Raw genomic sequence first — 22884 nt, 5'->3', positions numbered from 1 at the left:
TCGCGGAGGCACAGATGATTGACCGGCTTGAGATGTTTCTGGCACTGGCCCGCGAGCGCCATTTCGGCCGCGCGGCTGAGGCCTGCGGGGTCGCCCAGCCCAGCCTGTCTTCAGCCATCCGTCAGCTGGAAGACCAGCTTGGTGTGCAGCTCGTGATCCGCGGCTCACGCTTTCAGGGACTGACCCCTGAAGGAGAGCGGGTGCTTGAGCGCGCCCGCGCCATCACCGCCGATGTCCGCAGCCTGCGCGAGGAAATGCGCGCTGTGCGCCATGGGCTGACGGGGCAGCTGCGCATCGGCGTTATCCCGACGGCTCTGCCGCGCATTGCCGATCTGACCGCGCCTTTTCTGCGCCGCAATCCGGGCATCCGCGTGAAAATCCATTCCGCCACCTCAGGCGAAATCCTCAGCCGTCTGCAGGATCACAGCCTCGATGCGGGGCTGAGTTATCTGGACCATGAGCCTTTGGGCAAAGTGGCGGCGATCCCGCTTTTCCAGGAACGCTATGTGCTGCTGACCACGCCGGACGGGCCGCTTGAACGGCGCAGCACCGCCGAATGGGCCGATCTGGCCGGGCTGCCGCTTTGTCTGCTGAGTTCAGAGATGCAGAACCGGCGCATCATCAACGGCCATCTGGCCGATGCCGGATTGAGCGTCGAGGCGGCGATTGAATCAAACTCGGTCCTTGCTCTCATTGCCCATGTGGCGACGGGGCACTGGCATTCCGTGCTGCCGGAGGCCCTGGCCGCCATGGTGACCGGCGATCCGCGTCTGCTCGCTCTGCCGCTGGTTGCCCCCGCCGCGCAGCACCGGATCGGGCTGATCACCCCGGCCCGGGATCTGCACACCCCTGCGCTTGAGGCGCTTCTGGCGGCGGCACGGCGGCTCTCCCCCGCCTGAGAGGGCTTTCCCCGGCTCCGTTCCCCGGCTAGGAAAGCCCGGTCAGAGAAGGAGAGCGGCGATGAGCTTCAACACGTTCGGCCACACATTCCGCACCACCACCTGGGGCGAAAGCCACGGGCCCGCGCTTGGCTGCACGGTGGATGGCTGCCCGCCGAATATTCCGCTGACCGAGGCTGACATCCAGCAATGGCTGGAGCTGCGCAAGCCCGGCACCTCAAAGTTCACCACCCAGCGCCGTGAAGCCGATCTGGTGAAGATCCTCTCCGGCGTCTTTGAGGGCAAGACCACCGGCACGCCGATCCAGCTGATGATCGAAAACACCGATCAGCGCTCGAAAGATTACGGCGATATCGCCACCTCGTTCCGCCCCGGCCATGCCGATATTGCCTACCATCTGAAATACGGCCACCGCGACTACCGCGGCGGCGGGCGGTCCTCGGCACGCGAAACCGCGGCGCGTGTGGCCGCAGGCGGTGTGGCGCGTCAGGTGCTGGCCGCGCTTGCGCCCGATCTGAAGATCACCGGCTATATGGTGCAGATGGGCACGAAAACCATCGACCGCTCGCGCATGGATCTGAGCACCCTCTCGGACAACCCCTTCTGGTGCCCCGATCCGGTGGCAGCGGTGGAATGGGCCGGCTATCTGGATGAGTTGCGCCTGTCGCATAACTCGGTGGGTGCGATCATCGAAGTGGTGGCTGAGGGTGTTCCCCCGGGTCTTGGCGCGCCGCTTTATGCCAAGCTCGATACCGAGATAGCCGCCGCCATGATGAGCATCAACGCCGTCAAAGGCGTCGAGATCGGCGAAGGCATGGCTGCCGCCATGCTGACCGGTGTGGAAAACGCCGATGAGATCCGCATGGGCAATGACGGCCCGCGCTATCTCTCAAACCACGCGGGCGGCATTCTGGGCGGCATTTCGACCGGACAGCCGGTGGTCGTGCGCTTTGCGGTGAAGCCCACCTCTTCGATCCTGACCCCGCGTGAGACCGTGAACCTGCAGGGCGAAGAGGTCGATCTGATCACCAAAGGCCGTCACGACCCCTGCGTCGGCATCCGTGCCGTTCCGGTGGGAGAGGCGATGATGGCCTGCGTGCTGCTCGATCACCTTCTGCTCGACCGCGCCCAGACCGGCGGTCAGCGCGGCACGATCGGCTGATTTTCAACCACCGCTCAGCACCGGGGCGTGATCGCATAATGGTCGCGAACCCTTCAGGCATTCGGGACCAATGGCCCTGAGCGCCTGACCCGGTTACGGCCCGGCCTTTTCACTTCCGTCCCCTGAAAGGGTGCAGCCCTCGCGTGACTGCGAAGCTTGCCCGACGGTCTCCGGGGCACCTTTGGGAAAGAAAACACCCCGCCTGACGGACAGGCGGGGTGCTCAATCGCTTTAAGTCCTGAGGATTACTTCGCCAGTTCGGCGTCAAGCAGGGCTTTCAGATCGGCATAGTTCATATTGCCGTGCCTGGTGCCATTGATGATCAGCGAGGGCGTCGAGGTGATGCTATCGGCTTTCACATTGGCCTCATAGGTCTCGATCAGCGCCTGAGCGGTAGCACCATCGGTCATGCAGGCGTTCAGCTGTTCCTGGCTCAGACCGGCGGTCAGACCGATCTTCTGCAGCGCGGCGCTGGTTGCCTCACCACCACCTGCCGCCCAGTCTTTCTGCTGCGCGTAAAGCATCTCCTGGATGCCGAAATAGCGCATTTCCCCCCCGCAGCGTGCAACCATGGCCGCCCAGAGGCCGGGGCGGTCAAAGAAGACCTCGCGGTAGACGAATTTGATCTTACCGGTATCGATGTAATCGCGCTTCAGCTCTTTAAAGACCGAAGAATGGAAGTTCGCGCAATGCGGGCAGGTGTAAGAGGCATATTCCGTCAGGGTGACGGTGGCGTCTTTATTGCCCAGCACCAGCTCCGGGATCTCGACCTTCTTCTGCTCGGTCGCCTGAGCCACGGCAGGCGCCGCGCTCATCGCAGTCATGCCAAAGGCGGTCAGGGTCGCCAGGGCCAGAGCCGCCGCAAAGGGTTTCATCATCGTGGATTTCCTCTCTCAGGTCCGCTTGCGGGACAGCACGTTCTGGGCCAGCTGCGCCAGAGCGCGTCTGAGCCCGTCATCTTTCACATCTTCAGCCACGGCCAGAGCTTCGGGTCCGGGCTGAGCCGGCTCAGGCGGCGGCGCATCGCGGCGGGCGTGGTCAAAATCGGCCTGCCCCTCCGAAAAGCCATAGGGCGAGGTCTGGGTCAGATGAATACGCGCGATGGCGTTGTAGCCATAGACCGCATTCACCCGCTCGCGCAGACGTTCTTTGCGCATTTCAACCAGGGGCGCGGCGGAGGGCTGCACCAGCACCGTCAGCGTCGCGCCAAAACCCTCGCGGGTATAGCCGACCTTCACCGGGCGCGTCAGCTTTGCCAGATCCGCCCCGGCCACTTCCGGCCAATGGGTCAGAAGGCGGCTGATCGCAAACCCCCGGCTTTCGCCCGCCTTACGGATCCGCTGCGTCAAAAGCCCCCCGGCAGATTCAAAACCACGCCGACGCCGGGAGGGCGGGCTGCGGTCATCGGGGGCTGCGGGCTTTCGCGCCATGGACGGAGGCATCCTTTTATGCAAGGTGCGGGGCATCCCCGCAGATTGCCCCATCTTACAACCCGGGGCGGTCTGCGCCAGACGCGAGGCGCTCCGGAGACATGAAAAATGTGTGAAAGCTTCGCCAAAGACCTGCTGGCCTGGTATGATGCTCACGCGCGCGTGCTGCCCTGGCGGATCTCTCCGGCAGATCGCGCAAAAGGCGTGATGCCCGATCCCTACCGGATCTGGCTCTCCGAAGTGATGCTCCAGCAGACCACGGTGGCGGCGGTGAAGGACTACTTCAACCGTTTCACCACCCGATGGCCGGATGTGGCAGCCCTTGCCGCAGCCGCTGATGCGGATGTCATGGCTGAATGGGCCGGGCTTGGCTATTACGCCCGCGCCCGCAATCTTCTCGCCTGCGCGCGGGCCGTGGCCTCTGCGGGAGGGTTCCCGAAGACCGAGGCCGGACTTCTCGCCCTGCCCGGCGTTGGCCCCTATACCGCTGCGGCCATTGCCGCCATCGCCTTTGACCTGCCCGCCGTGGTCGTCGACGGCAATGTGGAACGGGTCACCTCGCGCATCTTTGCGATGAACGATCCCCTGCCTGCAGCACGCCCGAAGCTGCGCGACCTGGCGGCAGAGCTTTCGCCCCGGGAGCGCCCGGGCGACTATGCCCAGGCGATGATGGATCTGGGCGCCACGATCTGTACGCCGCGCAATCCGGCCTGCACCATCTGCCCGGTCTTTTCCCATTGCGCGGCCCGCCGTCTTGGCATCGCAGCCGAGCTCCCGCGCAAAGCGCCAAAGGCCGCCAAACCTGAGCGCGCCGGCGTGGTCTATATCGCCCGCCGCCCCTCTGACGGGGCGTGGCTGATCGAGACCCGCCCCGAAAAGGGCCTCCTGGGTGGCATGCCGGGCTTTCCCGGATCCGACTGGGTGGCAGGCGGTGCTCCGGCACATGAGCCGCCGCTCACCGCTGACTGGCTGACCCTGAACGGCGAGGTGCGCCACACCTTCACGCATTTCCACCTGAGCCTTCAGGTCCGGATTGCCCGCAGCGACGCCGCCCCCCGGCAGGGTGAGTGGCGGGCGGATTTCTCCCCCTCGGCCCTTCCGACGGTCATGCGCAAAGCCTGGGATCTGGCCGCGCCGCAGTTCCACGAGTTCTGATCCGCTGCCAGCGCGAAGGACCGGAAACGCCCCCGCCCTGAAAAGGCCCGCAGCGCGAACACCTGCCAAAAAGGACGGGCTTTGCAGGCGCACAAGCCTGCCCTCCGCCCCCCATAAGACGCCCCCAACCGATCACAAACCAGTGCACTGTGCACCCGCAGGCCCGTCCGGGGAGGCGTTTGCCCCACCTTTACGGAGGTGCGCTACAGCCATAGGGTGAAGTCCTGGGTGCCGCGCCCGCCTGCGCGGCAAACCCGCAGCCCGAGGAGCCCAAATGCCCGATGCCCCTCCCGCCCCTCCTGCCCGCGCCCTGAAGGACTGGCGCTCTGCGCTGCCGTTCTGGTGTTCGCTCCTGCTGTTGCCGGTGGCTTATATCGCGGCCACCCGGGGCGGCTGGTGGGTGGCGGCTCTGCCGCTATCGGGCTGGACCATGGTATCGATCCTCGATCTCGCCGGCGGCCTCGACGAGGAAAACCCCGACCCCGCCACGCCTGAGCGCGATCTTTTCTGGTATCGCCTCATCACGCTGATCTGGTTTCCGCTGCAGGTCATCGCCGTCTTCGCCTGCCTTTATCATGCCACTCACGGCGGGCTGACCGGCACGGCGGAGAAAATCGGCCTTTTCTTCGGCCTGGGCGTGATCTCCGGCGCAGTCGGCATCGTCTATGCCCATGAACTGCTGCACCAGAAAAACCGCCTTGAGCGGCACCTGGGCGATCTGCTGCTGGCCATGGTGCTCTACTCGCATTTCCGCTCAGAGCATCTTCTGGTCCATCACCGCTATGTTGCCACCCCCCGCGACCCGGTCTCAGCGCGCTACAATGAGGGGTTTCACCGCTATTTCAAACGGGTGCTGACACAGTGCCCGCCCTCAGCCTTCGCTGCAGAGCGACAGATGCTGGCCCGGCGCGGATTGCCCGTCTGGCACATGCGCAACCCCTTCTGGCTCTATGGCGCTTTGCAGCTTGGCTTTCTGGCGCTGGCTTTCCTGATCGGCGGATGGGAGGGCCTGGGCCTCTTTCTGGTTCAGGCCTTCAGCGCCGTCTGGCAACTGGAGCTGACAAATTACATCGAGCACTACGGCCTGACCCGCCGCCACCTCGGCGAGGGCCGCTATGAGCATGTGCTGCCGCGCCACTCCTGGAACGCCGCGCATAAGGTCTCAAACTGGTTCCTGATCAACCTGCAGCGCCATTCGGATCACCATTACAAACCCGACCGCCGCTTTCCCCTGCTGCAAAGCCGGAGCGCCGATGAGGCCCCGCAGCTGCCCCACGGCTATCCCGCCATGGCGGCGCTGGCGATGATCCCGCCCCTCTGGCGGCGGGTGATGAACCCGAAAGTCCGCGCCTGGCGGCGGCAGTTCTATCCCGATATCACCGACTGGACGCCCTATAACAAAGGCACGCTGCCCCCGCCGAAGGGCTCCTCCTGACGGGGGAGGCGGGGGATTTTTCTTGCCCGGCGCCGCTTTGCGCGTGCAGATCAGACAGATCCCGGACCGGAGACTGCCTGTGCGCATCGCTGCTTTTCTCACCGCCCTCATCCTGCCCGCTGCGGCTTCAGCCGCCTGCCCGGGCAAAATGATCCTCTCCTGCGACGTCTCGCAGACCCGCAGCCTGGAAGTCTGCCTCTCGGACGGAGCCTTCCACTATCGCTACGGCCCGAAAGGCAGGACCGATCTTGCACTCAGCGCGCCGCTGAGCAGCGGGCCGGTTGAGCCCTGGCCCGGCGTTGGCAATAACATCTGGTCAAAGCTGATCTTTCGCAACGGCGACTACCGCTATGAGGTCTGGACTGCCTCCAGCCGTACGGGCAATGATCCGCAGTCCGCAGGGGTCGCCGTTCTGAAAGGCGAGACCCCGGTGACGGAGCTGACCTGCCTGCCGGGCCGCACGCATACCCCCGATGTGCTCTTTGAAGATGTGATGACCGATGAGGGCTGGTGCGTGAACAGCGACCAGAAAACCTGGCGGCGCTGCTAGACGCGCGCCTCAGCGCGCCCGCAACAGCGCCAGCAGCCGCTTCGGCCCGCCGGGGATCAGAACGAAGGAAAGACCGAATCCGGCGGCAAAGCCCGCCAGATCGGCAATCCAGTCCGGCGCCACACCGCCGAAGATCCCAAAGGCCAGCCGCACAAGGATCATCACCCCGATCAGACTGAACGCCTGCAGGCCGCTCTCTCCACGCTGGCGCAGCCGCACCCAGAGCACGAAGGAAAAAGCCCCGATCAGCCCGAAGGCCCCGGCATAGCCGCCCACCAGCGGCACCTTCTGCCCCAGGGCCGCGTAGACCATGGCCGCCAGGATCGAGGAGCCGAAAAACAGCCCCACCAGGGCCAGCGGCCGGAACAATTCCCCCACGAATTTCCCAAGCGCCAGCACGAAGACCACCACAAAAGCCGCATGCATGAAACTCAGATGCGCGAAGGGATAAATCACAATCCGCGCCAGTTCCCGCGGCGGAAACTGCCCGGTCTGCACCATCCACAGGAACTGCTCAGGAATAAACACCATCCGCTCCAGCGCCTGCATGCGCCAGCCAATGCCATCCGCCCCCCCGATCAGCCCCTGACCTGACAGCTGAAAGATCACCTCCAGCAGGATCATCGGCACCACCAGGGCCCAGACCACCGGCGGCAAAGGGTTCAGCGGAGACTGCAGCAGATGCGGGTTGGTGCTCATGGCGCCCCTCGTCGTTGACGTCTTTCCCCCTGAGCGATAAGCCGCCTTCACTGCCTTTTCCAGCCCCGGAGGCCCGAATGTCCGACGCAACCGCAACCCCCGCCTTCCCTAACCGGATTTTCTCCGGCATCCAGCCCTCGGGTGGCCTGACGCTTGGCAATTACCTCGGCGCCCTGAAGCGCTTTGCCCAAAAGCAGGATGAGGGGATCGAATCGATCTATTGCATCGTCGATATGCATGCGATCACCGTCTGGCAGGATCCGGCCAAACTGCGCCACGCCACGCGTGAGCTGACCGCGGCCTATATCGCCTCCGGGATCGATCCGGAAAAATCCGTGCTCTTCAACCAGTCCCAGGTCTCGGCCCATGCCGAACTCGGCTGGATCTTCAACTGCGTGGCGCGTCTGGGCTGGATGAACCGCATGACGCAGTTCAAAGACAAAACCGCTGGCAAAAACGCCGAAGCCTCCTCGCTTGGCCTCTATGCCTATCCCGCACTGATGGCCGCGGATATCCTCGCCTATAAAGCCACCCATGTGCCGGTCGGAGACGATCAGAAACAACATGTCGAGCTGACCCGCGACATCGCCGCGAAATTCAACCACGACTTCGGCGTCAATTTCTTCCCCATGCCCGAGCCGGTGATCGAAGGCGCCGCCACCCGCGTCATGAGCCTGCGCGACGGCACGAAAAAGATGTCGAAATCCGACCCCTCAGATGCCAGCCGGATCAATCTGACCGATGATGCCGACACCATCGCCAAAAAACTGCGCAAAGCCGTTACCGACCCCGAGCCCCTGCCCGAAACCCTAGAGGGCCTCTCCGCACGCGCCGAAGCCCGAAACCTCGTGAATATCTATGCCGCGCTCTCAAACACCTCGGCTGAGGCGGTCCTGACGGAATTCGCAGGCCAGGGCTTTGGCACCTTCAAGCCGAAACTCGCAGAGCTCGCGGTCGCGGTCCTCTCGCCGATCTCTTCTGAAATGGCACGCCTGATGCAGGACCCCTCTGAAATCGACCGCATTCTGTCGCGCGGCGCCGAACGCGCCGATGCCATCGCCCGCCCGATTCTCGAAGAGGTCTATGACATCGTCGGCATGGTCCGCCGCAAAGCCTGATCACAAAAGCCAAAGCCCCACACCCGGCTTTGGCTTTTTCCAAATACTCCGGGGTCCGGGGCAGCGCCCCGATCCTCTCCCCGCCGCAGGACTTTGCGGCAAAGACACCGTCAGAAGCGCCCGTTATTCGGGCGCCAGCCGATAGCCTTCACCGCGGATGGTCTGCAGATAGCGCGGCTGCTTGGGATCACTCTCGATCTTGCGCCGCAACCGGGTGATCTGCACATCCACTGCCCGCTCGCTCGACTGGCTTTCTTCGCCCGCAAGCTCCGCGATCAGCTCATCACGCGCCACCACTTCGCCGGAACGTGCCGCGAAAATCCGCATCAAAGCCACTTCGGTCGAGGTCAGCCGCACCGGCTGATCGCCCTGCCAAAGCTCGCTGCGGTCAATGTCATAGCGCAAAGGCCCCAGCATCAGACTGCGCGACGGTGGCGCGGCAGGCTTCAAAGGCTGCGGCACGCGGCGCAAAATCGCATGAATGCGCAGCAAAAGCTCCCGCGGCTCAAAGGGCTTGACCAGATAATCATCCGCTCCCGCCTCCAGACCATCGATCCGGTTGGCACTTTCCCCGCGCGCAGTCAGCAGCAAAACGGGCAGCACATGCCCCTCCTCGCGCAGCGAACGGGTCAGCGTGACCCCGTCTTCGCCGGGCATCATCACATCCAGGACCAGAAGATCAAACTCCAGCCCCGCCAGCAACCGGCGCGCGCGTGCGGCATTATCCGCCACGGTGACCAGATAGCCGTTGCGGATCAGGAATTTCTGCAAAAGGCCACGGATGCGGTCATCATCATCGACAACCAGCAGATGCAGCGGGGCGGTGTCACTCATCAGGTCCCTCCGTCACGCAGAGACATATACTGTCGCATCTGCTCGGGGTCCATCATCTCTTCCAGCACCTGCCAGAAGCCCGCCACGGCCTGCGGCCCGGCCCGCCGGTAAGCCCCCCGCATCCGCCCGCGCTGGCCCTCTGAGAGTTCTTTCTCAAACTCGGTCCCCGCAGCGGTCAGATAGAGATGGCGCTCGCGCTTGTCGCGGCGCCCGACGCGGTTTTCCACAAAACCATCTTCGATCAGCGCCCTGAGCACGCGGTTAAGGCTTTGCTTGGTCACCCCCAGGATCGCCAGCAGCGTATTCACCGTCATCCCCGGACGGCGGTGCACAAAATGCAGCACCCGGTGATGCGCCCGGCCATAGCCGCGGCTTTCAAGAACCCGGTCCGGATCCGAGGTAAAGCCGCGATAGGCAAAATACATTGCCTCAATCCCTTTACGGATCTGTTCGTCGGTCAGGTATAGCAGGGCATCCCCGCCCATCGGACCCGGGGTTCTGTTCATGGGGATCTCCTGTCAGGCGTTTCGTGTTTTTATGTCAGCCTTGTTGACTTTCCAAGTCCGAATCGGTAACCCGGAGACCGGATTTCGCAAGATCATGTCACAGGGACACTCCTCTTGCGCAATTTTTGCAAAGCCTGAGGGGCGAAGGAGGCGATATGGCCGGTTCTTATGAAGATCGTGACGGCAAGATCTGGATGGATGGCAAGCTGGTGGAATGGCGCGATGCCAATGTCCACTTCCTGACCCATGCCCTGCATTACGCCTCTGCCGTCTTTGAGGGTGAGCGCTGCTACAACGGCAAAATCTTCAAAGGCCGCGAGCATTCGCAGCGCCTGATCGATTCCGCCCGCATGCTCGATATGGAGCTGCCCTGGACCGTCGATCAGATCGAAGAAGCCAAATATGCGACCCTGGCCGCCAATGGCTTCAAAGACGCCTACATCCGCGTTCTGGCCTGGCGCGGCGCAGGCGAAGAGATGGGCGTCGCAGCCCTTGGAAACCCGGTCCGTATGGCGATCGCCGTCTGGGAATGGGGTGCCTATTACGGCGACGCGAAATGGCAGGGCGCAAAGCTCGACATCGCGAAATGGAAGCGCCCCTCGCCGGAAACCATTCCGACCGCTGCGAAAGCTTCGGGCCTTTATATGATCTGCACCATGTCCAAACATGCGGCGATGGAAAAAGGCTGCTCGGACGCGCTCTTCTATGACTACCGCGGCTATGTGGCCGAAGCCACCGGGGCCAATATCTTCTTCGTCAAAGACGGCGAGATCCACACCCCCGATCCCGATTGCATCCTGAACGGCATCACCCGTCAGACCGTGATCAAAATGGCCGAAGACATGGGCTATAAAGTCCACGTCCGCCGCATCCTGCCGGAAGAGCTGCCGACCTTCGACGAATGCTGGCTGACCGGCACCGCCGCCGAAGTCACCCCGGTCGGTCAGATCGGTGAACACAGCTACACCGTCGGCCCGGTCACCCGCGCCATTGCCGAAGCCTATGAGGCTCTGGTCCGCGCATAAGTGCCGGTCTGAAAAAGGAACGCCCGCAGCTTTCTGCGGGCGTTTTTTCATGGCCGGCCGTCAGACAGAGCGCCCGCGCTCAATGCGCATAAACGCCTCCAGACGCTCGCGCTCCCCCTCAGGTCGCGGGCGGCGTAAAAGCTCCATCGTGGCGGGATGAACCTCGCGCTGGCGGCGGGCGATCTCAAAAAAGGCCCGGGTCTTCTCCCGGCCCGGCGCACTGCGCGTGTCGGCGATATGACGTGTCATCTTATCCTCCGGACTGACGAAAACAGCGGACAGATAACACAAAATCCCGCGCCTGGCTCCGGATTTCAGCCCCCCAGCCGCGACACCGCCCAGGCGGCCGCGTCTGCCACCACCGGATCGGGATCGCGCGTCAGCGCCTCAGCACAGGGCAGCAGATCCCCGCGCCCGGAATTTCCAATGGCATAAAGCACATTGCGCAGAAAGCGATTCCGTCCGATCCGCTTGATCGGAGAGCCCGCGAACCGCGCCCGAAAGGCCGCATCATCCAGGCCTGCAAGCTCCGCCAGCAGCGGAGCGCCGACCCGATGGCCGTAGCCAGGATCGACCGCATCAACGGCAAATTTATTCCAGGGACAGGCGGCCAGACAATCATCACAGCCGTAAATCCGGTTGCCCATCAGCCCGCGCAGATCTTCCGGCACCGGGCCTTTATGCTCGATGGTCAGATAAGAAATGCAGCGCTTCGGGTTCAGACGTCCCTCCCCCTCAAAAGCCCCGGTCGGGCAGGCCACCAGACAGGCGGTGCAACTGCCGCAGTGCGAAACCTCGGCCGGATCCGGCTCAAATTCCACCGTGGTGAAAATCGCGCCCAGAAAGACCCAGTTCCCGAACTGACGGCTGAGGAGATTGGTGTGCTTGCCCTGCCAGCCCAGCCCCGCCGCCTGAGCAAGCGGCTTTTCCATCACCGGCGCGGTATCGACAAAGACCTTGATCTCACTGCCCGGCGCTTTGTCGATCAGCCAGCGCCCCACACGCTTCAGGCGCTTCTTCACCAGGTCATGATAATCTTTGCCCTGAGCATAAACCGAGACCGCCGCGCGGTCGGACTGCGCCAGCACCAGCCGCGGATCCTGCGGCGGCGTATAGCTCTCCGCCAGCATGATCACGCTGCGCGCCTCAGGCCAGAGCGCCGCCGGATTGCCCCGCCAGGCCATGCGCTCGGCCATCCAGGTCATCTCACCGTGATAGCCACCCTCAACAAAGGCCTCGAGGGCGCCAGCCGCATGGGGGATGGCATCGGGGCGACAAAAGCCTGCGGCAACAAAGCCCGCAGCCTTCGCCTCAGCGATCAGCGCGGTTTTCAACCCGCTCAGGTCAGGAGATGGGCTCACAACCAGGGGCCTCCGGGGATTTTCAAGGGGTGCAGAGGCACCCCTTGAAGCAGGGGGCGCGGGGGGCGGCAGCCCCCCGCCTCTCTCTCAGAAATCGAGATCGGCGTAATGGAGCGGCGGCGGGCTGCCGGGGATCTGATCGGCCAGCAGCGATCGGAACGAGGGCCGCGATTTGATCTTGGCGTACCAGTCCTTCACCAAGGGCTGGCGGTCCCAGTCCACATCTGAGGCGTAATCCAGGCAGCTCAGATGCGCGGCCGCCGCAAAATCCGCCAGGGTCATCTGATCGCCGGCCAGCCAGCGGCGCTGCTCCAGCAGCCAGGCCATGTAATCGAGATGATATTTGATCTGCGCGGCGCCTTCGCGGATGCGCTTGCCATCGGGGTAGCCCTGTTTGGTCACCTTCTTCATCAGCCGCTCATGCAGCAGATTGCAGGTCACCTCGCGGTGAAACTTATCGTCAAACCAGGAGCAGAGCCGCCGCACTTCATAGCGCTTCAGCGCATCGCGCGGAATCAGTGCCGGCTCGGGGAAGACCTCATCAAGATATTCGCAGATCGCCTGGCTTTCCGAGAACATCCGGTCGCCCATTTTCAGAACCGGGATTTTCCCGGCGGGATTGCGGCGCAGAAGCTCCTGGTTCTGCTCCCAGTAACGCTCTTCCACCAGTTCCACCTCAATGCGCTTTTCCGCCAGCGTCAGGCGGACTTTGCGGCAAAAGGGAGAGAGGGCGAAATGAAACAGACGGTTCATGAACATAGGCTCCGGGAGACTGATCTTCCTTGCACTGAAAGGCCTGAAAACTCAAGCCGATCAGGGCTGAAAACATGCCGCACGGCCATCGGCGGCAATGGTTTGCGCACCGTCCATAATCGCGGCCGTGCGGCGACGCTGCGCGGCTGAGGGCTTTGAGGCGGAACGCGCCTTGGGATTGGGCAGCACCATCGCCAGACGGGCCGCCTGGGTCGGGCTCAGCTTTGCGGCAGAGACGCCGAAATAATGCTGCGCCGCAGCCTCGACCCCAAAGACCCCTTCGTCAAATTCAGCGACATTCAGATAAACCTCAAGAATGCGCTGCTTGGACCAGAGGGTCTCGACCACCGGGGTCAACATGGCCTCAAGGGCTTTGCGCGACCAGTTGCGCCCGTGCCAGAGGAAGACGTTCTTCACCACCTGCTGGCTGAGGGTCGACGCACCGCGATTGCTGCCGCGGCTCATCGCGCGGCGGATCTCGGTCATATCAAAGCCCCAGTGGTTGCAGTAATTGGCATCCTCTGCCGCCACCACCGACCGCAGCATCACCGGCGCAATGTCATCGACATCCACCCAGGTCCGGCTGATGCCGCCGAGCCTTGCCCCCTCCTGGCGCATGTAAAGCCCGGCGGGCGGATTGACGGCGGCAAAAAGCCAGACCCAGAGCACGACCAGCAGCACAAAGCCAAGCACCCCGCGCAGCACCCATTTCAGCCCCGAGCGGCGGAACTTCTGCCGAAAGCTCAGCGGCGCGGCCTTTTTACGGCGGGAGGGCGTGGGGGCAGCATCAGACATATCCGATCCTGTCCATGTTCCACGCCGCCCCGTCAAGTCAGAGGCGCGCTCAGTCGAGCAGACGCCGCGCGATCACCTGAGCCTGGATCTCACCCGCGCCCTCAAAGATATTGAGGATCCTTGCGTCACAGAGGATGCGGCTGATGGTATATTCCAGCGCAAAGCCGTTGCCGCCATGGATCTGCACGGCGTTATCCGCCGCAGCCCAGGCCACCCTTGCGCCCAGAAGTTTCGCCATACCCGCTTCCAGATCGCAGCGGCGGTCATGGTCCTTTTGCCAGGCGCTGTAATAGGTGAGCTGGCGGGCAATCATGATCTCCACCGCCATCATAACCAGTTTGTCCGCCACCCGCGGGAATTCGACCAGCGATTTGCCGAACTGTTTGCGGTCTTCGGCATATTGCAGCCCCACTTCCAGGGCGTTCTGCGCCACGCCGATGGCGCGGGCCGCGGTCTGGATGCGGGCGGATTCAAAAGTCTGCATCAGCTGCTTAAACCCCTGCCCCGGCACACCGCCGAGCAGGTTTTCGGCCTTCACCTTGAAGCCGTCAAAGCCCAGCTCATATTCCTTCATCCCCCGGTAGCCGAGCACCTCAATCTCACCGCCGGTCATACCCGGGGTCGGGAAAGGATCGGCATCATCGCCGGGGGTCTTTTCGGCAAGGAACATCGACAGGCCGCGATAGTCCGTGGTCGCAGGATCGGTCCGCGCCAGCAGTGTCATCACATGGGCACGGGCCGCATGGGTGATCCAGGTCTTATTGCCCGTGATCTCCCAGTCACCGGTCTCCGCTTTCACCGCACGGGTGCGCAGGCTGCCAAGGTCTGAGCCGGTGTTCGGCTCCGTGAAGACCGCCGTCGGCAAGATCTCACCGCTGGCGATCTTCGGCAGCCAATACGACTTCTGCTCATCCGTGCCACCGCACAGGATCAGCTCAGCCGCAATTTCTGAGCGCGTCCCCAGCGAGCCCACGCCGATATAGCCGCGCGATAGCTCTTCAGAGACCACCACCATCGAGGCTTTGCTCAGGCCCAGACCGCCGAGATTTTCGGGGATCGTCAGGCCGAAGACCCCCAGATCCGAGAGTTCGCGCACGATCTCCATGGGGATCAGTTCATCCTTCAGATGCCACTCATGGGCGTGAGGGATGACTTTTTCATCCGAGAAGCGGCGGAACTGATCGCGGATCATCTCCAGCTCATCGTCAAGCCCCGTGGCGCCAAAGGTGGCGCGCCCCTGATTTTCGCGCATCAGCGCCATCAGCCGCGCCCGGGCGGGAACCGAATTGCCGGCGATCAGCGCCTCAACTTCCGGCGTCCGGAAGCGGGCAGCCTCAGCCGCAGTGATCCACAGATCCGACAGCCGCAGGATTTCGCCCTGGGTCATCGGCAGACCGCCGAAAAGCTGCGCGAGATATTCGCCGGCACCGATCTGCAGCAAAAGCTGCTCCATCTCGCCAAAGCGGCCCTCTGCACGCAGGCGGCCCGACCAGGCCTCCATCTGCGCCAGCGCCTCGACATAGGTCGCGATCCAGGAGAGGCCATGGGCGGCACGCTGTTCGGCTTCAAGCCGCTTTGCGCTGATGCGTCCCTCTTCGGTGACCGCGGCGCGCAGCTTGTCTTTTGCCAGCGCCAGCAGCCCCTGCAACGGGGCCTGAACCGCACTGCAAAGCGCCTCCAGATCTCCCAGAACCGCAACCCTCTGATCGGACATGCGACCGTCTTCCGCCATGATCTTCCCCTCTCTGTTCAGGCCCGGGGGCCTGAGGGAAGGGTTAATTATTTCGCAGTTGCAGCGCAATAATTATTCAAAGTGACGCTGCATTCTTTTCGATTATGACTGCGCGATCTTTCCGGATGCGGGACGGAAATTCACAGGCTATACCCTTCAGAGCAAAGGAAAAGGCGGGGCGGTATGGATTTCTTCTACGGCGGGCTGACGGCAGAGACCTTCTGGATCGCGGTCCTGGTGACGCTCTTTGCGGGCTTTGTGAAAGGCGCCATCGGCTTTGCAATGCCGCTGATCATGATGGCGGTTTTTGCCTCGATCATGCCGCCGCAGCTCGCGCTGGCGGGGCTGATCCTCTCGGTTCTCACCACCAACCTGCACCAGTCGCTGCGTGACGGCTGGCAGGCCTTTTGTGACAGCGCCTGGACCTATCGCCGCCTGATCGGGGCCACGATCCTTGGCATCGTGATTTCCGCGCCCTTCGTGGTCTATATCCCGGCCCGTCTGCTTCTGGGACTTCTGGGTCTGCCGGTGGCGCTCTTTGCGCTTTATCAACTGTCGGGCCGGCCGATGAAAATCGCTCTGCGCCACCGCAACCGCGCCGAATATCTGCTCGGTCTGATTGCGGGTCTCTACGGCGGGCTTGCGGGCATCTGGGGGCCGCCGGTGGTCATCTATCTGCTGTCGATCGCCGCAGACAAAAAAGAAACCGTGCGGGTTCAGGGCGTTATCTTCCTGATCGGCGGGGCGGTTCTGGCCATGGCCCACCTCGGGACCGGCGTGCTGAACGCAGTGACCCTGCCCTTCTCGGTGGCTCTGGTGATCCCGGCCTTTGTGGGGATGCTCGCGGGCTTCCGGCTTCAGGACCGGCTTGATCCGGTAAAATTCCGCCGCTGGACGCTGATCCTGCTGGCGCTGACCGCGCTCAACCTGCTGCGTAAATCGATCTTCGGCTGAGGAGGGCTGATATGCTCAATATCATTCGTCACGGCGAGGGGGCGGGCGTTCCGCTGCTGATCGTGCACGGGCTTTTCGGCTCGGGGCGAAACTGGGGCGCGATTGCGAAACGGCTCTCCGCCCGTGGTCCCGTCCTGGCCGTCGATCAGCGCAACCACGGCGAAAGCCCCCGCGCCGGAAGCCAGAGCTACGCCGATATGGCCGCGGATCTGGCAGAGGTGATCGCAGCCCATGGCGGACAGGCCGATGTGCTGGGCCATTCCATGGGCGGCAAAGCCGCGATGCATCTGGCGCTGACGCAGCCGGATCTGGTGCGCCGCCTGATCGTCGCGGATATTGCCCCCGTTGCCTATAACCACTCGCAAAGCGCCTATATCGCCGCGATGCGGGGACTGCCCCTTGAAGGACTCAACGGCTCCCGCCTGGAGGCTGACCGGCGGCTGCAGGAAAACCTGGATGATCCGGCGCTGCGGGCGTTTTTCCTGCAAAGCCTGGATCTGAAAAGCGATTCGCCGCGCTGGCGGCTGAACCTCGACGTCCTCGAGGCCGAGATGGAGAAGATCACCGGCTGGCCGGGGACCGGAGGCATCTATGAGGGTCCGGCACTTTTTCTGACCGGTGCGAATTCGCATTACGTCAGGCCTGAGCATAAGCCGCTGATCTCCGCGCAGTTTCCCAAAGCGCGTTTCGTGAAGCTCTCCGGGGCAGGCCACTGGCTGCATGCCGAAAAGCCACGGGAGTTTGAAGCCTCGGTCATCGCCTGGATGGAGGCAACGGGTGGCTGATCTGACGCTCGTGGTCGGCGGCGCGCGCTCGGGCAAATCGCGCTATGCCGAAGGCCTGGTGCGCAGCGGGCCGGGGCCATGGCATTACATCGCCACCGCAGAAGCCTTTGATGCCGAGATGGCTGCGCGTATCGCGCAGCATCAGATCGATCGCGGCCCCGACTGGATCACCCATGAGGCCCCCCGCGATCTGGCGCCCCGGCTGCGCGGGATCCGTGAGGGGCGTGTGCTGGTCGATTGCCTGACCCTGTGGCTGAGCAATCATCTGCTCGCCGGATCTGACCCTGGGGCAGAGACCGAAGCGCTGGAGGCCGCGCTGACAGAGCACCCCTGCCCGATCACCCTTGTCTCGAACGAAGTCGGCTGGGGGATCGTGCCTGAAAATGCGCTCGCCCGCGCCTTTCGCGATGCCCAGGGGCGACTGAATCAGCGCCTTGCGGCCCGGGCCGATCGGGTGGTGACCACCATCGCCGGTCTTCCGCTCGCGCTGAAGGGGGATCTGCCATGACCCGCTTTCTCTGGCTGCGCCACGGGCCGACCCATCAAAAAGCCATCACAGGCTGGCGCGATGTTCCGGCGGATCTGTCCCAGACCGCGCTGATCGCGCAGATCCGCGAGGGGCTGCCGGCTGAGGCGCGGATGATCTCGTCGGATCTGATCCGGGCGGTGGCAACGGCGGATGCCCTGAACCGGGGACAGCCACGCCTGCCGCATGACCCGGATCTGCGCGAGATCAACTTCGGCTCCTGGGACGGCCTTCTGCCCGCAGAGGTTTCAGCCCGCGACCCGGAGCTGAGCCGCGCCTATTGGGAAAACCCGGGCGATCTCTGCCCGCCTGAGGGCGAAAGCTGGAACGCCACCTCCGCGCGGATTGAACGCGCGGCGCAGCGCCTGCATCAGGGCGGCACGGTCATCATCGTGGCGCATTACGGCGCGATCCTGACCCAGGTGCAGCGGGCCACCGGACAGACCGCGACCGAGGCGCTTGGCCAATACATCCGCCCGCTCTCACTGACCGAGATACTCTGGCACGAGGACGGGCGGCGGCAGCTTTTGCGCGTGGACGAACTGCCCGCTCAGTGACCTTCCGCCAGCAGGGCGCGAAGGCCCTCGCGGTAGTCAGTATGCCGAAGGCCCAGGTCCAGACGGGCCTTCATCCGCGCATTGGTGACGCGCTTGTTGTCGTCATAAAAACTGCGCGCCATGGCCGACATCTGCGCGGTCTCAAAGTCCTCTTCAGGGGGCGGAGCCACCCCCAGGAGACCGGCGGCAAAGGTGATGACATCCTGCGGCGGCGCGGGATCATCATCGGCCACATTGATCACAAGCCCCGGCGCCGGAGCGCGCATGGAGGCCAGAATAACCTGAACGATATCTTCCACATGGATACGCGAGAAATACTGCCCCGGCTTGACGATGCGCCGCGCATCTCCGGCCCTGAGCCGGTCCAGCGGCGAACGGCCGGGCCCGTAAATCCCCGCCAGACGGAAGATATGCAGCGGCAGCCCCGTCGCCGCCCAGGCCTGCTCTGCCGCAAGGCGCTGCGCACCGCGCGGGCCCGTGGGCGCGGGCGGGGTCTCTTCATCCACCCAGGCCCCCTGGTGATCGCCATAGACAGAAGTGGCCGACAGATAGCCCACCCAGACCGGGTTTGCCGTCGGAAGCGCCTGCGCATAGCGGGTCAGGAAAGGATCCCCCCCGGCACCCGGACCCGCTGAGACCAGAATATGGGTGAATCCTTCAAAATCAAGGTCTTCCGGAGAAAGCGGCGTGATACCAAGCGCCCTCAGTTCCGCGTGTTTTGCCGCATCCCTGGTGGTGCCGAAGATCTCAGCCCCCGGCAGAGCGCGCGCCAGATGCTGCGCCACATAGCCGGTTCCTAGACATAAAACACGCATCACTTTCCCCTTCTCACAGGGCAATCATGCCCTCTGCCAGCGCCGCCTCAAGACGATCCACCGCCTCTGCCAGACGTGTGTCGATCACCCCCAGTAGCGCCGTCCAGTCCGAATAACCGCGCAGCTCCTCCGCACCATCCGAGATGCCCCGCAGCCCCAGCAGCGGCAGGCCAAAACGGGCCGCTGCCCGCATATGGGCCCAGGTCTCCATATCGACCATATCAGCGTCGATCGCATCGTAAGCGGCACCCGAGACCACATTGCCGCCGGTCGACAGCCTTGCCTGAGGCAGGCCGGGAACCGCTTCGACAAGCGTGACTTCTGCGGGCAGATCAAGAAGCGGCGTGCGCCCCTTTTCAAAACCAAGCGCCGAGGCATCCATATCGCGCCAGGAGACGGAGGAGGCCTGATAGACCTCCCCCTGCACGAGGCTGCGCGATCCGGCAGAGCCGAGCGAGACGACCAGAGCCGGAAGCTCATGCCGTGCGGCCAGAGCCGAAAGCGCTGCCGTGAGCGAAACGGCCCCCTCCACCGGACCGATCCCGGTCATCACCGGCGTGATCCGCGCCTGCAGCGCCGGGCCATATTCAGCCTGGGCCGCCATCACGAAAAGCACCGGCAGGCCGCCCAGGCGGTCCGTGCGGATCCCGCTCATGCGCGCTTCCCAAGGCTTTCAACGCCGAGCGTTGCCAGAACCTTCGCCTCAATCTGCGCCGCTTCCATGCCCGCGACACGGTACATGGCTTCGGGGCTGGCCTGATCGATGAAGATATCGGGCAGCACCATCGAGCGGAACTTCAGCCCGTGGTCAAAGACCGCCTCATCCGCCAGAAGCTGCGCGACATGACTGCCAAAGCCACCAACGGCGCCTTCTTCGATGGTGATCAGCGCCTCATGGTGGCGGGCCAGCTGCAGGATGAGATCGCGGTCGAGAGGCTTTGCAAAACGCGCATCCGCTACGGTGGGCGAGAGCCCGCGTGCGGCCAGCGATTCGGCGGCCTTTTTCACCTCTGCCAGACGCGTGCCGAAAGAGAGAAGCGCGACCCGGCTGCCCTCACGGATGATGCGGCCTTTGCCGATCTCCAGCGGCACGCCGCGCTCGGGCATATCAACCCCAACCCCTTCCCCGCGCGGAAAGCGGAAGGCAGAGGGGCGGTCATCGATCGCAGCCGCCGTGGCGACCATATGCACAAGCTCTGCCTCATCGGCCGCCGCCATCAGCACCATATCGGGCAGGTTGGCCAGGAAGGCGATGTCAAACGATCCCGCATGGGTCGCACCATCGGCCCCCACAAGGCCCGCGCGGTCGATGGCAAAGCGCACCGGCAGGCGCTGAATCGCCACATCATGCACCACCTGATCATAGCCGCGCTGCAGGAAGGTCGAATAAAGCGCGCAAAAGGGCTTCAGCCCGCCCGCCGCAAGACCCGCCGCGAAGGTCACCGCATGCTGCTCAGCGATGCCCACATCAAAGAGCCGCGCCGGGAAGCGCTCAGCAAAGAGGTTCAGCCCGGTGCCATCCGGCATGGCCGCCGTAATGGCGACGATTTTGCCATCCGATTCGGCCTCGCGGATCAGGCTTTTGGCAAAAACACTGGTGTAAGAGGGCGCGTTGGAAGGTGCCTTCACCTGCTCGCCGGTCAGCACGTCGAATTTGCCGGTGGCATGGCCCTTGTCACGCGCACGCTCGGCCGGGGCATAGCCCTTGCCCTTTTTGGTCAGCACATGGATCAGCACCGGCCCCGTGGCGCGGGATTTTGCGGCCCGCAGAACCGGCAGAAGCTGGTCGAGATCATGGCCGTCGATCGGGCCGATGTAGGAAATGCCAAGCGATTCGAAGAGGGTGCCGCCGACAGCGATCCCTTTGAGCATATCTCGGGCGCGTTTCGCGCCTTCCTGGAAGGGCTCAGGCAGGAATTTCACCGCGCCTTTGGCGACTTCTTTCAGCTCATGCAGCGGGGTTCCGGCATAAAGTTTTGAGAGATAGGCCGAAAGCGCGCCCACCGGGGGGGCAATCGACATCTCATTGTCGTTCAGAATGATGAACATCCGCTTTTTCAGATGGCCCGCATTGTTCATCGCCTCAAAGGCCATGCCCGCCGACATCGAGCCATCGCCGATCACCGCCACCGCATCGCCCGGATCGCCGCCGAGATCCCGCGCCGCCGCAAAGCCAAGCGCCGCCGAGATCGAAGTGGAGCTATGCGCCGCCCCGAAGGGATCATAGACCGATTCCGAGCGCTTGGTGAAACCGGACAGCCCGCCCTCCATCCGCAGGGTGCGGATGCGCTCGCGCCGGCCGGTCAGGATTTTATGCGGATAGCACTGATGCCCCACATCCCAGATAATCTTGTCGCGCGGTGCCTCAAAAACCGCGTGCAGTGCCACGGTCAGCTCCACCACGCCCAGGCCCGCACCAAGGTGCCCGCCGGTGACGGAAACCGCCGAGATCGTCTCAGCGCGCAACTCATCCGCCAGCGTTTTCAGCTCACGGTCCGAAAGCCCGCGCATATCAGCGGGAACAATGACGCGGTCGAGCGTCGGAGTGGCAGGGCGATTTGTGCTGCTCATGGCGCGGCCTCCCGGGGCGTTAGCTGTCGCGCGAAATGGTAAAACGTGCGGTATCGATAAGGGTTGCAGCCGCAGAGCCATAAAGGGCCAGCGCGGCCCCCGCCTCTGCAACCAGCGCTTCGGCACGGGCGCGCGCGCCCGCAATGCCCAGCAGTGAGACGAAGGTGGCTTTTCCGGCCTCTGCGTCTTTGCGCAGCTTCTTGCCCGCCTTATCCGCATCACCTTCGACGTCCAGAAGGTCATCTGCGATCTGGAAGGCAAGCCCGATGGCATCGGCATAGGCCGCAAGCGGCGCCGGATCGGCCCCCGCCATCAAAGCACCGGACATGGCCGAAAAGCGGATCAGAGCACCGGTTTTCCCGGCCTGAAGCCGGGTGATCTCTGCCAGCGTCAGCGGCGTCGAAGCCGTCTCGGCCGCGATATCAAGCGCCTGACCGTAAACCATCCCTTCGGCCCCGGATGCCCGGGCCAGCTCTGCAACCAGCGCCAGACGACGCCCGGCAGGCAGCGATTGCGGCAGGGTCAGCAGCTCAAAGGCAAAGGTTTGCAACGCATCCCCGGCCAGAACGGCGGTGGCTTCATCCCATTTGACATGCACCGTCGGCAGGCCGCGACGCAGATCGTCGTTGTCCATGCTCGGCAGATCGTCATGCACAAGGCTATAGGCATGAAGGCATTCAACCGCCGCCGCCGCATCCAGCGCGATCTCTTCGCCGATGCCGTGAAGGGCCGCCGATTCCAGCACCAGAAAGCCGCGCAGGCGTTTGCCGCCCTGGACGGCATAGCGCATGGCCTCAGTCACCGGCCCCTCAGGCAGATGGGCCATACGGCGCTCAAGATGGGCCGCGATCCGTTCCTGTGCGCAGGCCAGACGTGTCGGAAACATCAAAGACCTTCGGCAGGCTCAGTCCCGACCGCGACACCATCGCGGCTGCGGATTTTTTCGATCTTTTCCTCGGCGGCGCGCAGAACCCGGTCGCATTGCGCCTTCAGGGCCGAGCCCTGCTCATAAAGCGCGATCGATTCTTCCAACGGCACAGAGCCCGATTCGAGTTTCCGCACAATCTCTTCCAGGCGCGCCATAGCGGCCTCAAAGCTGAGGGATGCGATCTCTGACATGGGCTCTGACATAGGCGGCTCCGTCCTTGAACTGAAAGGCCCGGACAGGCGTCCGGCCCGGGCACTCTAACCTGCCCTTCGCGCCGATACCATGCGAAGCGGC

Annotated in this window: 26 protein-coding genes; 11 read left to right on the top strand and 15 right to left on the bottom strand. The window is 63.8% G+C overall.

Translation table 11 applies throughout. The annotated features are described in order from the left end of the window. The first annotated feature begins 14 nt into the window (after positions 1-14). Positions 15-899 carry a LysR family transcriptional regulator gene (locus EP867_RS04695; RefSeq protein ID WP_128487051.1) on the top strand — a complete coding sequence of 295 codons (885 nt, stop codon included), beginning with the start codon at positions 15-17 and terminating at the stop codon, positions 897-899. A 61-nt stretch (positions 900-960) separates the two neighbouring features. Beyond that, positions 961-2061 carry a chorismate synthase gene (gene aroC, locus EP867_RS04690; protein ID WP_128487050.1) on the top strand — a complete coding sequence of 367 codons (1101 nt, stop codon included), beginning with the start codon at positions 961-963 and terminating at the stop codon, positions 2059-2061. A 245-nt stretch (positions 2062-2306) separates the two neighbouring features. Here the strand turns inward: aroC and EP867_RS04685 are convergent, their stop codons facing one another. Together EP867_RS04685 and EP867_RS04680 are read right to left on the bottom strand one after the other, a co-directional pair. After that, entirely contained in the window at positions 2307-2939 is a 633-nt protein-coding gene (locus EP867_RS04685; RefSeq protein WP_128487049.1) for a DsbA family protein, read from the bottom strand. Between the two features lie 15 nt (positions 2940-2954). Further along, positions 2955-3491 carry a DUF721 domain-containing protein gene (locus EP867_RS04680; RefSeq protein ID WP_128487048.1) on the bottom strand — a complete coding sequence of 179 codons (537 nt, stop codon included), beginning with the start codon at positions 3489-3491 and terminating at the stop codon, positions 2955-2957. A 108-nt stretch (positions 3492-3599) separates the two neighbouring features. On the opposite strand from EP867_RS04680, the gene EP867_RS04675 reads away from it, so the two are divergent. From EP867_RS04675 to EP867_RS04665, 3 genes are all read left to right on the top strand, one after another. Continuing rightward, a complete protein-coding gene (locus EP867_RS04675; protein WP_128487047.1) occupies positions 3600-4646 on the top strand; it encodes an A/G-specific adenine glycosylase in 1047 nt (348 codons plus the stop codon). Between the two features lie 274 nt (positions 4647-4920). After that, positions 4921-6081 (top strand): alkane 1-monooxygenase, encoded by a 1161-nt coding sequence (locus tag EP867_RS04670; protein ID WP_128487046.1) that lies wholly within the window; start codon positions 4921-4923, stop codon positions 6079-6081. A 79-nt stretch (positions 6082-6160) separates the two neighbouring features. After that, complete coding sequence (locus EP867_RS04665) at positions 6161-6631, top strand: hypothetical protein (protein ID WP_128487045.1); 471 nt, start codon at positions 6161-6163, stop codon at positions 6629-6631. A gap of 9 nt (positions 6632-6640) precedes the next feature. Here the strand turns inward: EP867_RS04665 and EP867_RS04660 are convergent, their stop codons facing one another. Then, positions 6641-7330, bottom strand: a complete 690-nt coding sequence (locus tag EP867_RS04660; RefSeq protein ID WP_128487044.1) for a rhomboid family intramembrane serine protease — start codon at positions 7328-7330, stop codon at positions 6641-6643. 77 nt (positions 7331-7407) lie between these two features. Between EP867_RS04660 and trpS the strand changes: the two genes are divergently transcribed. After that, entirely contained in the window at positions 7408-8448 is a 1041-nt protein-coding gene (gene trpS / locus EP867_RS04655) for a tryptophan--tRNA ligase (RefSeq protein WP_128487043.1), read from the top strand. A gap of 123 nt (positions 8449-8571) precedes the next feature. Here trpS and EP867_RS04650 read toward each other — a convergent pair whose 3' ends face one another. Both EP867_RS04650 and EP867_RS04645 read right to left on the bottom strand, forming a co-directional pair. Further along, entirely contained in the window at positions 8572-9282 is a 711-nt protein-coding gene (locus EP867_RS04650) for a response regulator (RefSeq protein ID WP_128487042.1), read from the bottom strand. Then, entirely contained in the window at positions 9282-9788 is a 507-nt protein-coding gene (locus EP867_RS04645) for a MarR family winged helix-turn-helix transcriptional regulator (protein WP_128487041.1), read from the bottom strand. Before EP867_RS04645 ends, EP867_RS04650 begins: the two co-directional genes overlap by 1 nt. A gap of 155 nt (positions 9789-9943) precedes the next feature. On the opposite strand from EP867_RS04645, the gene EP867_RS04640 reads away from it, so the two are divergent. Further along, positions 9944-10813, top strand: coding sequence for a branched-chain amino acid aminotransferase (locus EP867_RS04640; RefSeq protein WP_128487040.1), 870 nt, complete (start codon positions 9944-9946; stop codon positions 10811-10813). 60 nt (positions 10814-10873) lie between these two features. On the opposite strand, the gene EP867_RS04635 is transcribed toward EP867_RS04640, so the two are convergent. From EP867_RS04635 to EP867_RS04615, 5 genes are all read right to left on the bottom strand, one after another. Further along, a complete protein-coding gene (locus tag EP867_RS04635; protein ID WP_128487039.1) occupies positions 10874-11062 on the bottom strand; it encodes a hypothetical protein in 189 nt (62 codons plus the stop codon). A 65-nt stretch (positions 11063-11127) separates the two neighbouring features. After that, on the bottom strand, positions 11128-12180 hold the full coding sequence (gene queG / locus EP867_RS04630; protein WP_128487038.1) for a tRNA epoxyqueuosine(34) reductase QueG: 1053 nt from the start codon (positions 12178-12180) through the stop codon (positions 11128-11130). An 81-nt stretch (positions 12181-12261) separates the two neighbouring features. After that, on the bottom strand, positions 12262-12927 hold the full coding sequence (gene fzlA / locus EP867_RS04625; protein ID WP_128487037.1) for an FtsZ-binding protein FzlA: 666 nt from the start codon (positions 12925-12927) through the stop codon (positions 12262-12264). 60 nt (positions 12928-12987) lie between these two features. After that, positions 12988-13722: a monofunctional biosynthetic peptidoglycan transglycosylase gene (gene mtgA, locus EP867_RS04620; protein ID WP_128487036.1), complete on the bottom strand. Its 735-nt coding sequence runs from the start codon at positions 13720-13722 to the stop codon at positions 12988-12990. Between the two features lie 49 nt (positions 13723-13771). After that, positions 13772-15454, bottom strand: coding sequence for an acyl-CoA dehydrogenase family protein (locus tag EP867_RS04615; RefSeq protein ID WP_128487035.1), 1683 nt, complete (start codon positions 15452-15454; stop codon positions 13772-13774). 183 nt (positions 15455-15637) lie between these two features. On the opposite strand from EP867_RS04615, the gene EP867_RS04610 reads away from it, so the two are divergent. The 4 genes from EP867_RS04610 to EP867_RS04595 are packed head-to-tail and all read left to right on the top strand — an operon-like array spanning position 15638 to position 18276. After that, on the top strand, positions 15638-16408 hold the full coding sequence (locus EP867_RS04610) for a sulfite exporter TauE/SafE family protein (protein ID WP_128487034.1): 771 nt from the start codon (positions 15638-15640) through the stop codon (positions 16406-16408). 11 nt (positions 16409-16419) lie between these two features. Continuing rightward, positions 16420-17193 carry an alpha/beta fold hydrolase gene (locus tag EP867_RS04605; RefSeq protein WP_128487033.1) on the top strand — a complete coding sequence of 258 codons (774 nt, stop codon included), beginning with the start codon at positions 16420-16422 and terminating at the stop codon, positions 17191-17193. Then, positions 17186-17701, top strand: a complete 516-nt coding sequence (cobU, locus tag EP867_RS04600) for a bifunctional adenosylcobinamide kinase/adenosylcobinamide-phosphate guanylyltransferase (protein WP_241656810.1) — start codon at positions 17186-17188, stop codon at positions 17699-17701. Before EP867_RS04605 ends, cobU begins: the two co-directional genes overlap by 8 nt. Next, entirely contained in the window at positions 17698-18276 is a 579-nt protein-coding gene (locus EP867_RS04595) for a histidine phosphatase family protein (protein WP_128487031.1), read from the top strand. The genes cobU and EP867_RS04595 overlap by 4 nt, the downstream gene beginning before the upstream one ends. Here EP867_RS04595 and EP867_RS04590 read toward each other — a convergent pair. The 5 genes from EP867_RS04590 to EP867_RS04570 are packed head-to-tail and all read right to left on the bottom strand — an operon-like array spanning position 18270 to position 22793. Next, positions 18270-19094, bottom strand: a complete 825-nt coding sequence (locus EP867_RS04590) for an SDR family oxidoreductase (RefSeq protein WP_128487030.1) — start codon at positions 19092-19094, stop codon at positions 18270-18272. The genes EP867_RS04595 and EP867_RS04590 overlap by 7 nt on opposite strands. Before the next feature lie 10 nt (positions 19095-19104). Next, complete coding sequence (locus EP867_RS04585) at positions 19105-19746, bottom strand: 5'-methylthioadenosine/S-adenosylhomocysteine nucleosidase (RefSeq protein WP_128487029.1); 642 nt, start codon at positions 19744-19746, stop codon at positions 19105-19107. Then, positions 19743-21662: a 1-deoxy-D-xylulose-5-phosphate synthase gene (gene dxs, locus EP867_RS04580; RefSeq protein ID WP_128487028.1), complete on the bottom strand. Its 1920-nt coding sequence runs from the start codon at positions 21660-21662 to the stop codon at positions 19743-19745. The genes EP867_RS04585 and dxs overlap by 4 nt, the downstream gene beginning before the upstream one ends. A 19-nt stretch (positions 21663-21681) precedes the next feature. Further along, entirely contained in the window at positions 21682-22488 is an 807-nt protein-coding gene (locus EP867_RS04575; RefSeq protein WP_241656820.1) for a polyprenyl synthetase family protein, read from the bottom strand. Between the two features lie 59 nt (positions 22489-22547). After that, a complete protein-coding gene (locus tag EP867_RS04570; RefSeq protein WP_124965217.1) occupies positions 22548-22793 on the bottom strand; it encodes an exodeoxyribonuclease VII small subunit in 246 nt (81 codons plus the stop codon). Between the last annotated feature and the right edge of the window lie 91 nt (positions 22794-22884).

It is taken from the genome of Falsigemmobacter intermedius, assembly GCF_004054105.1.
In the GTDB taxonomy this organism is placed as follows: domain Bacteria; phylum Pseudomonadota; class Alphaproteobacteria; order Rhodobacterales; family Rhodobacteraceae; genus Wagnerdoeblera; species Wagnerdoeblera intermedia.
This window is presented reverse-complemented; position numbering and strand designations above follow the sequence as displayed.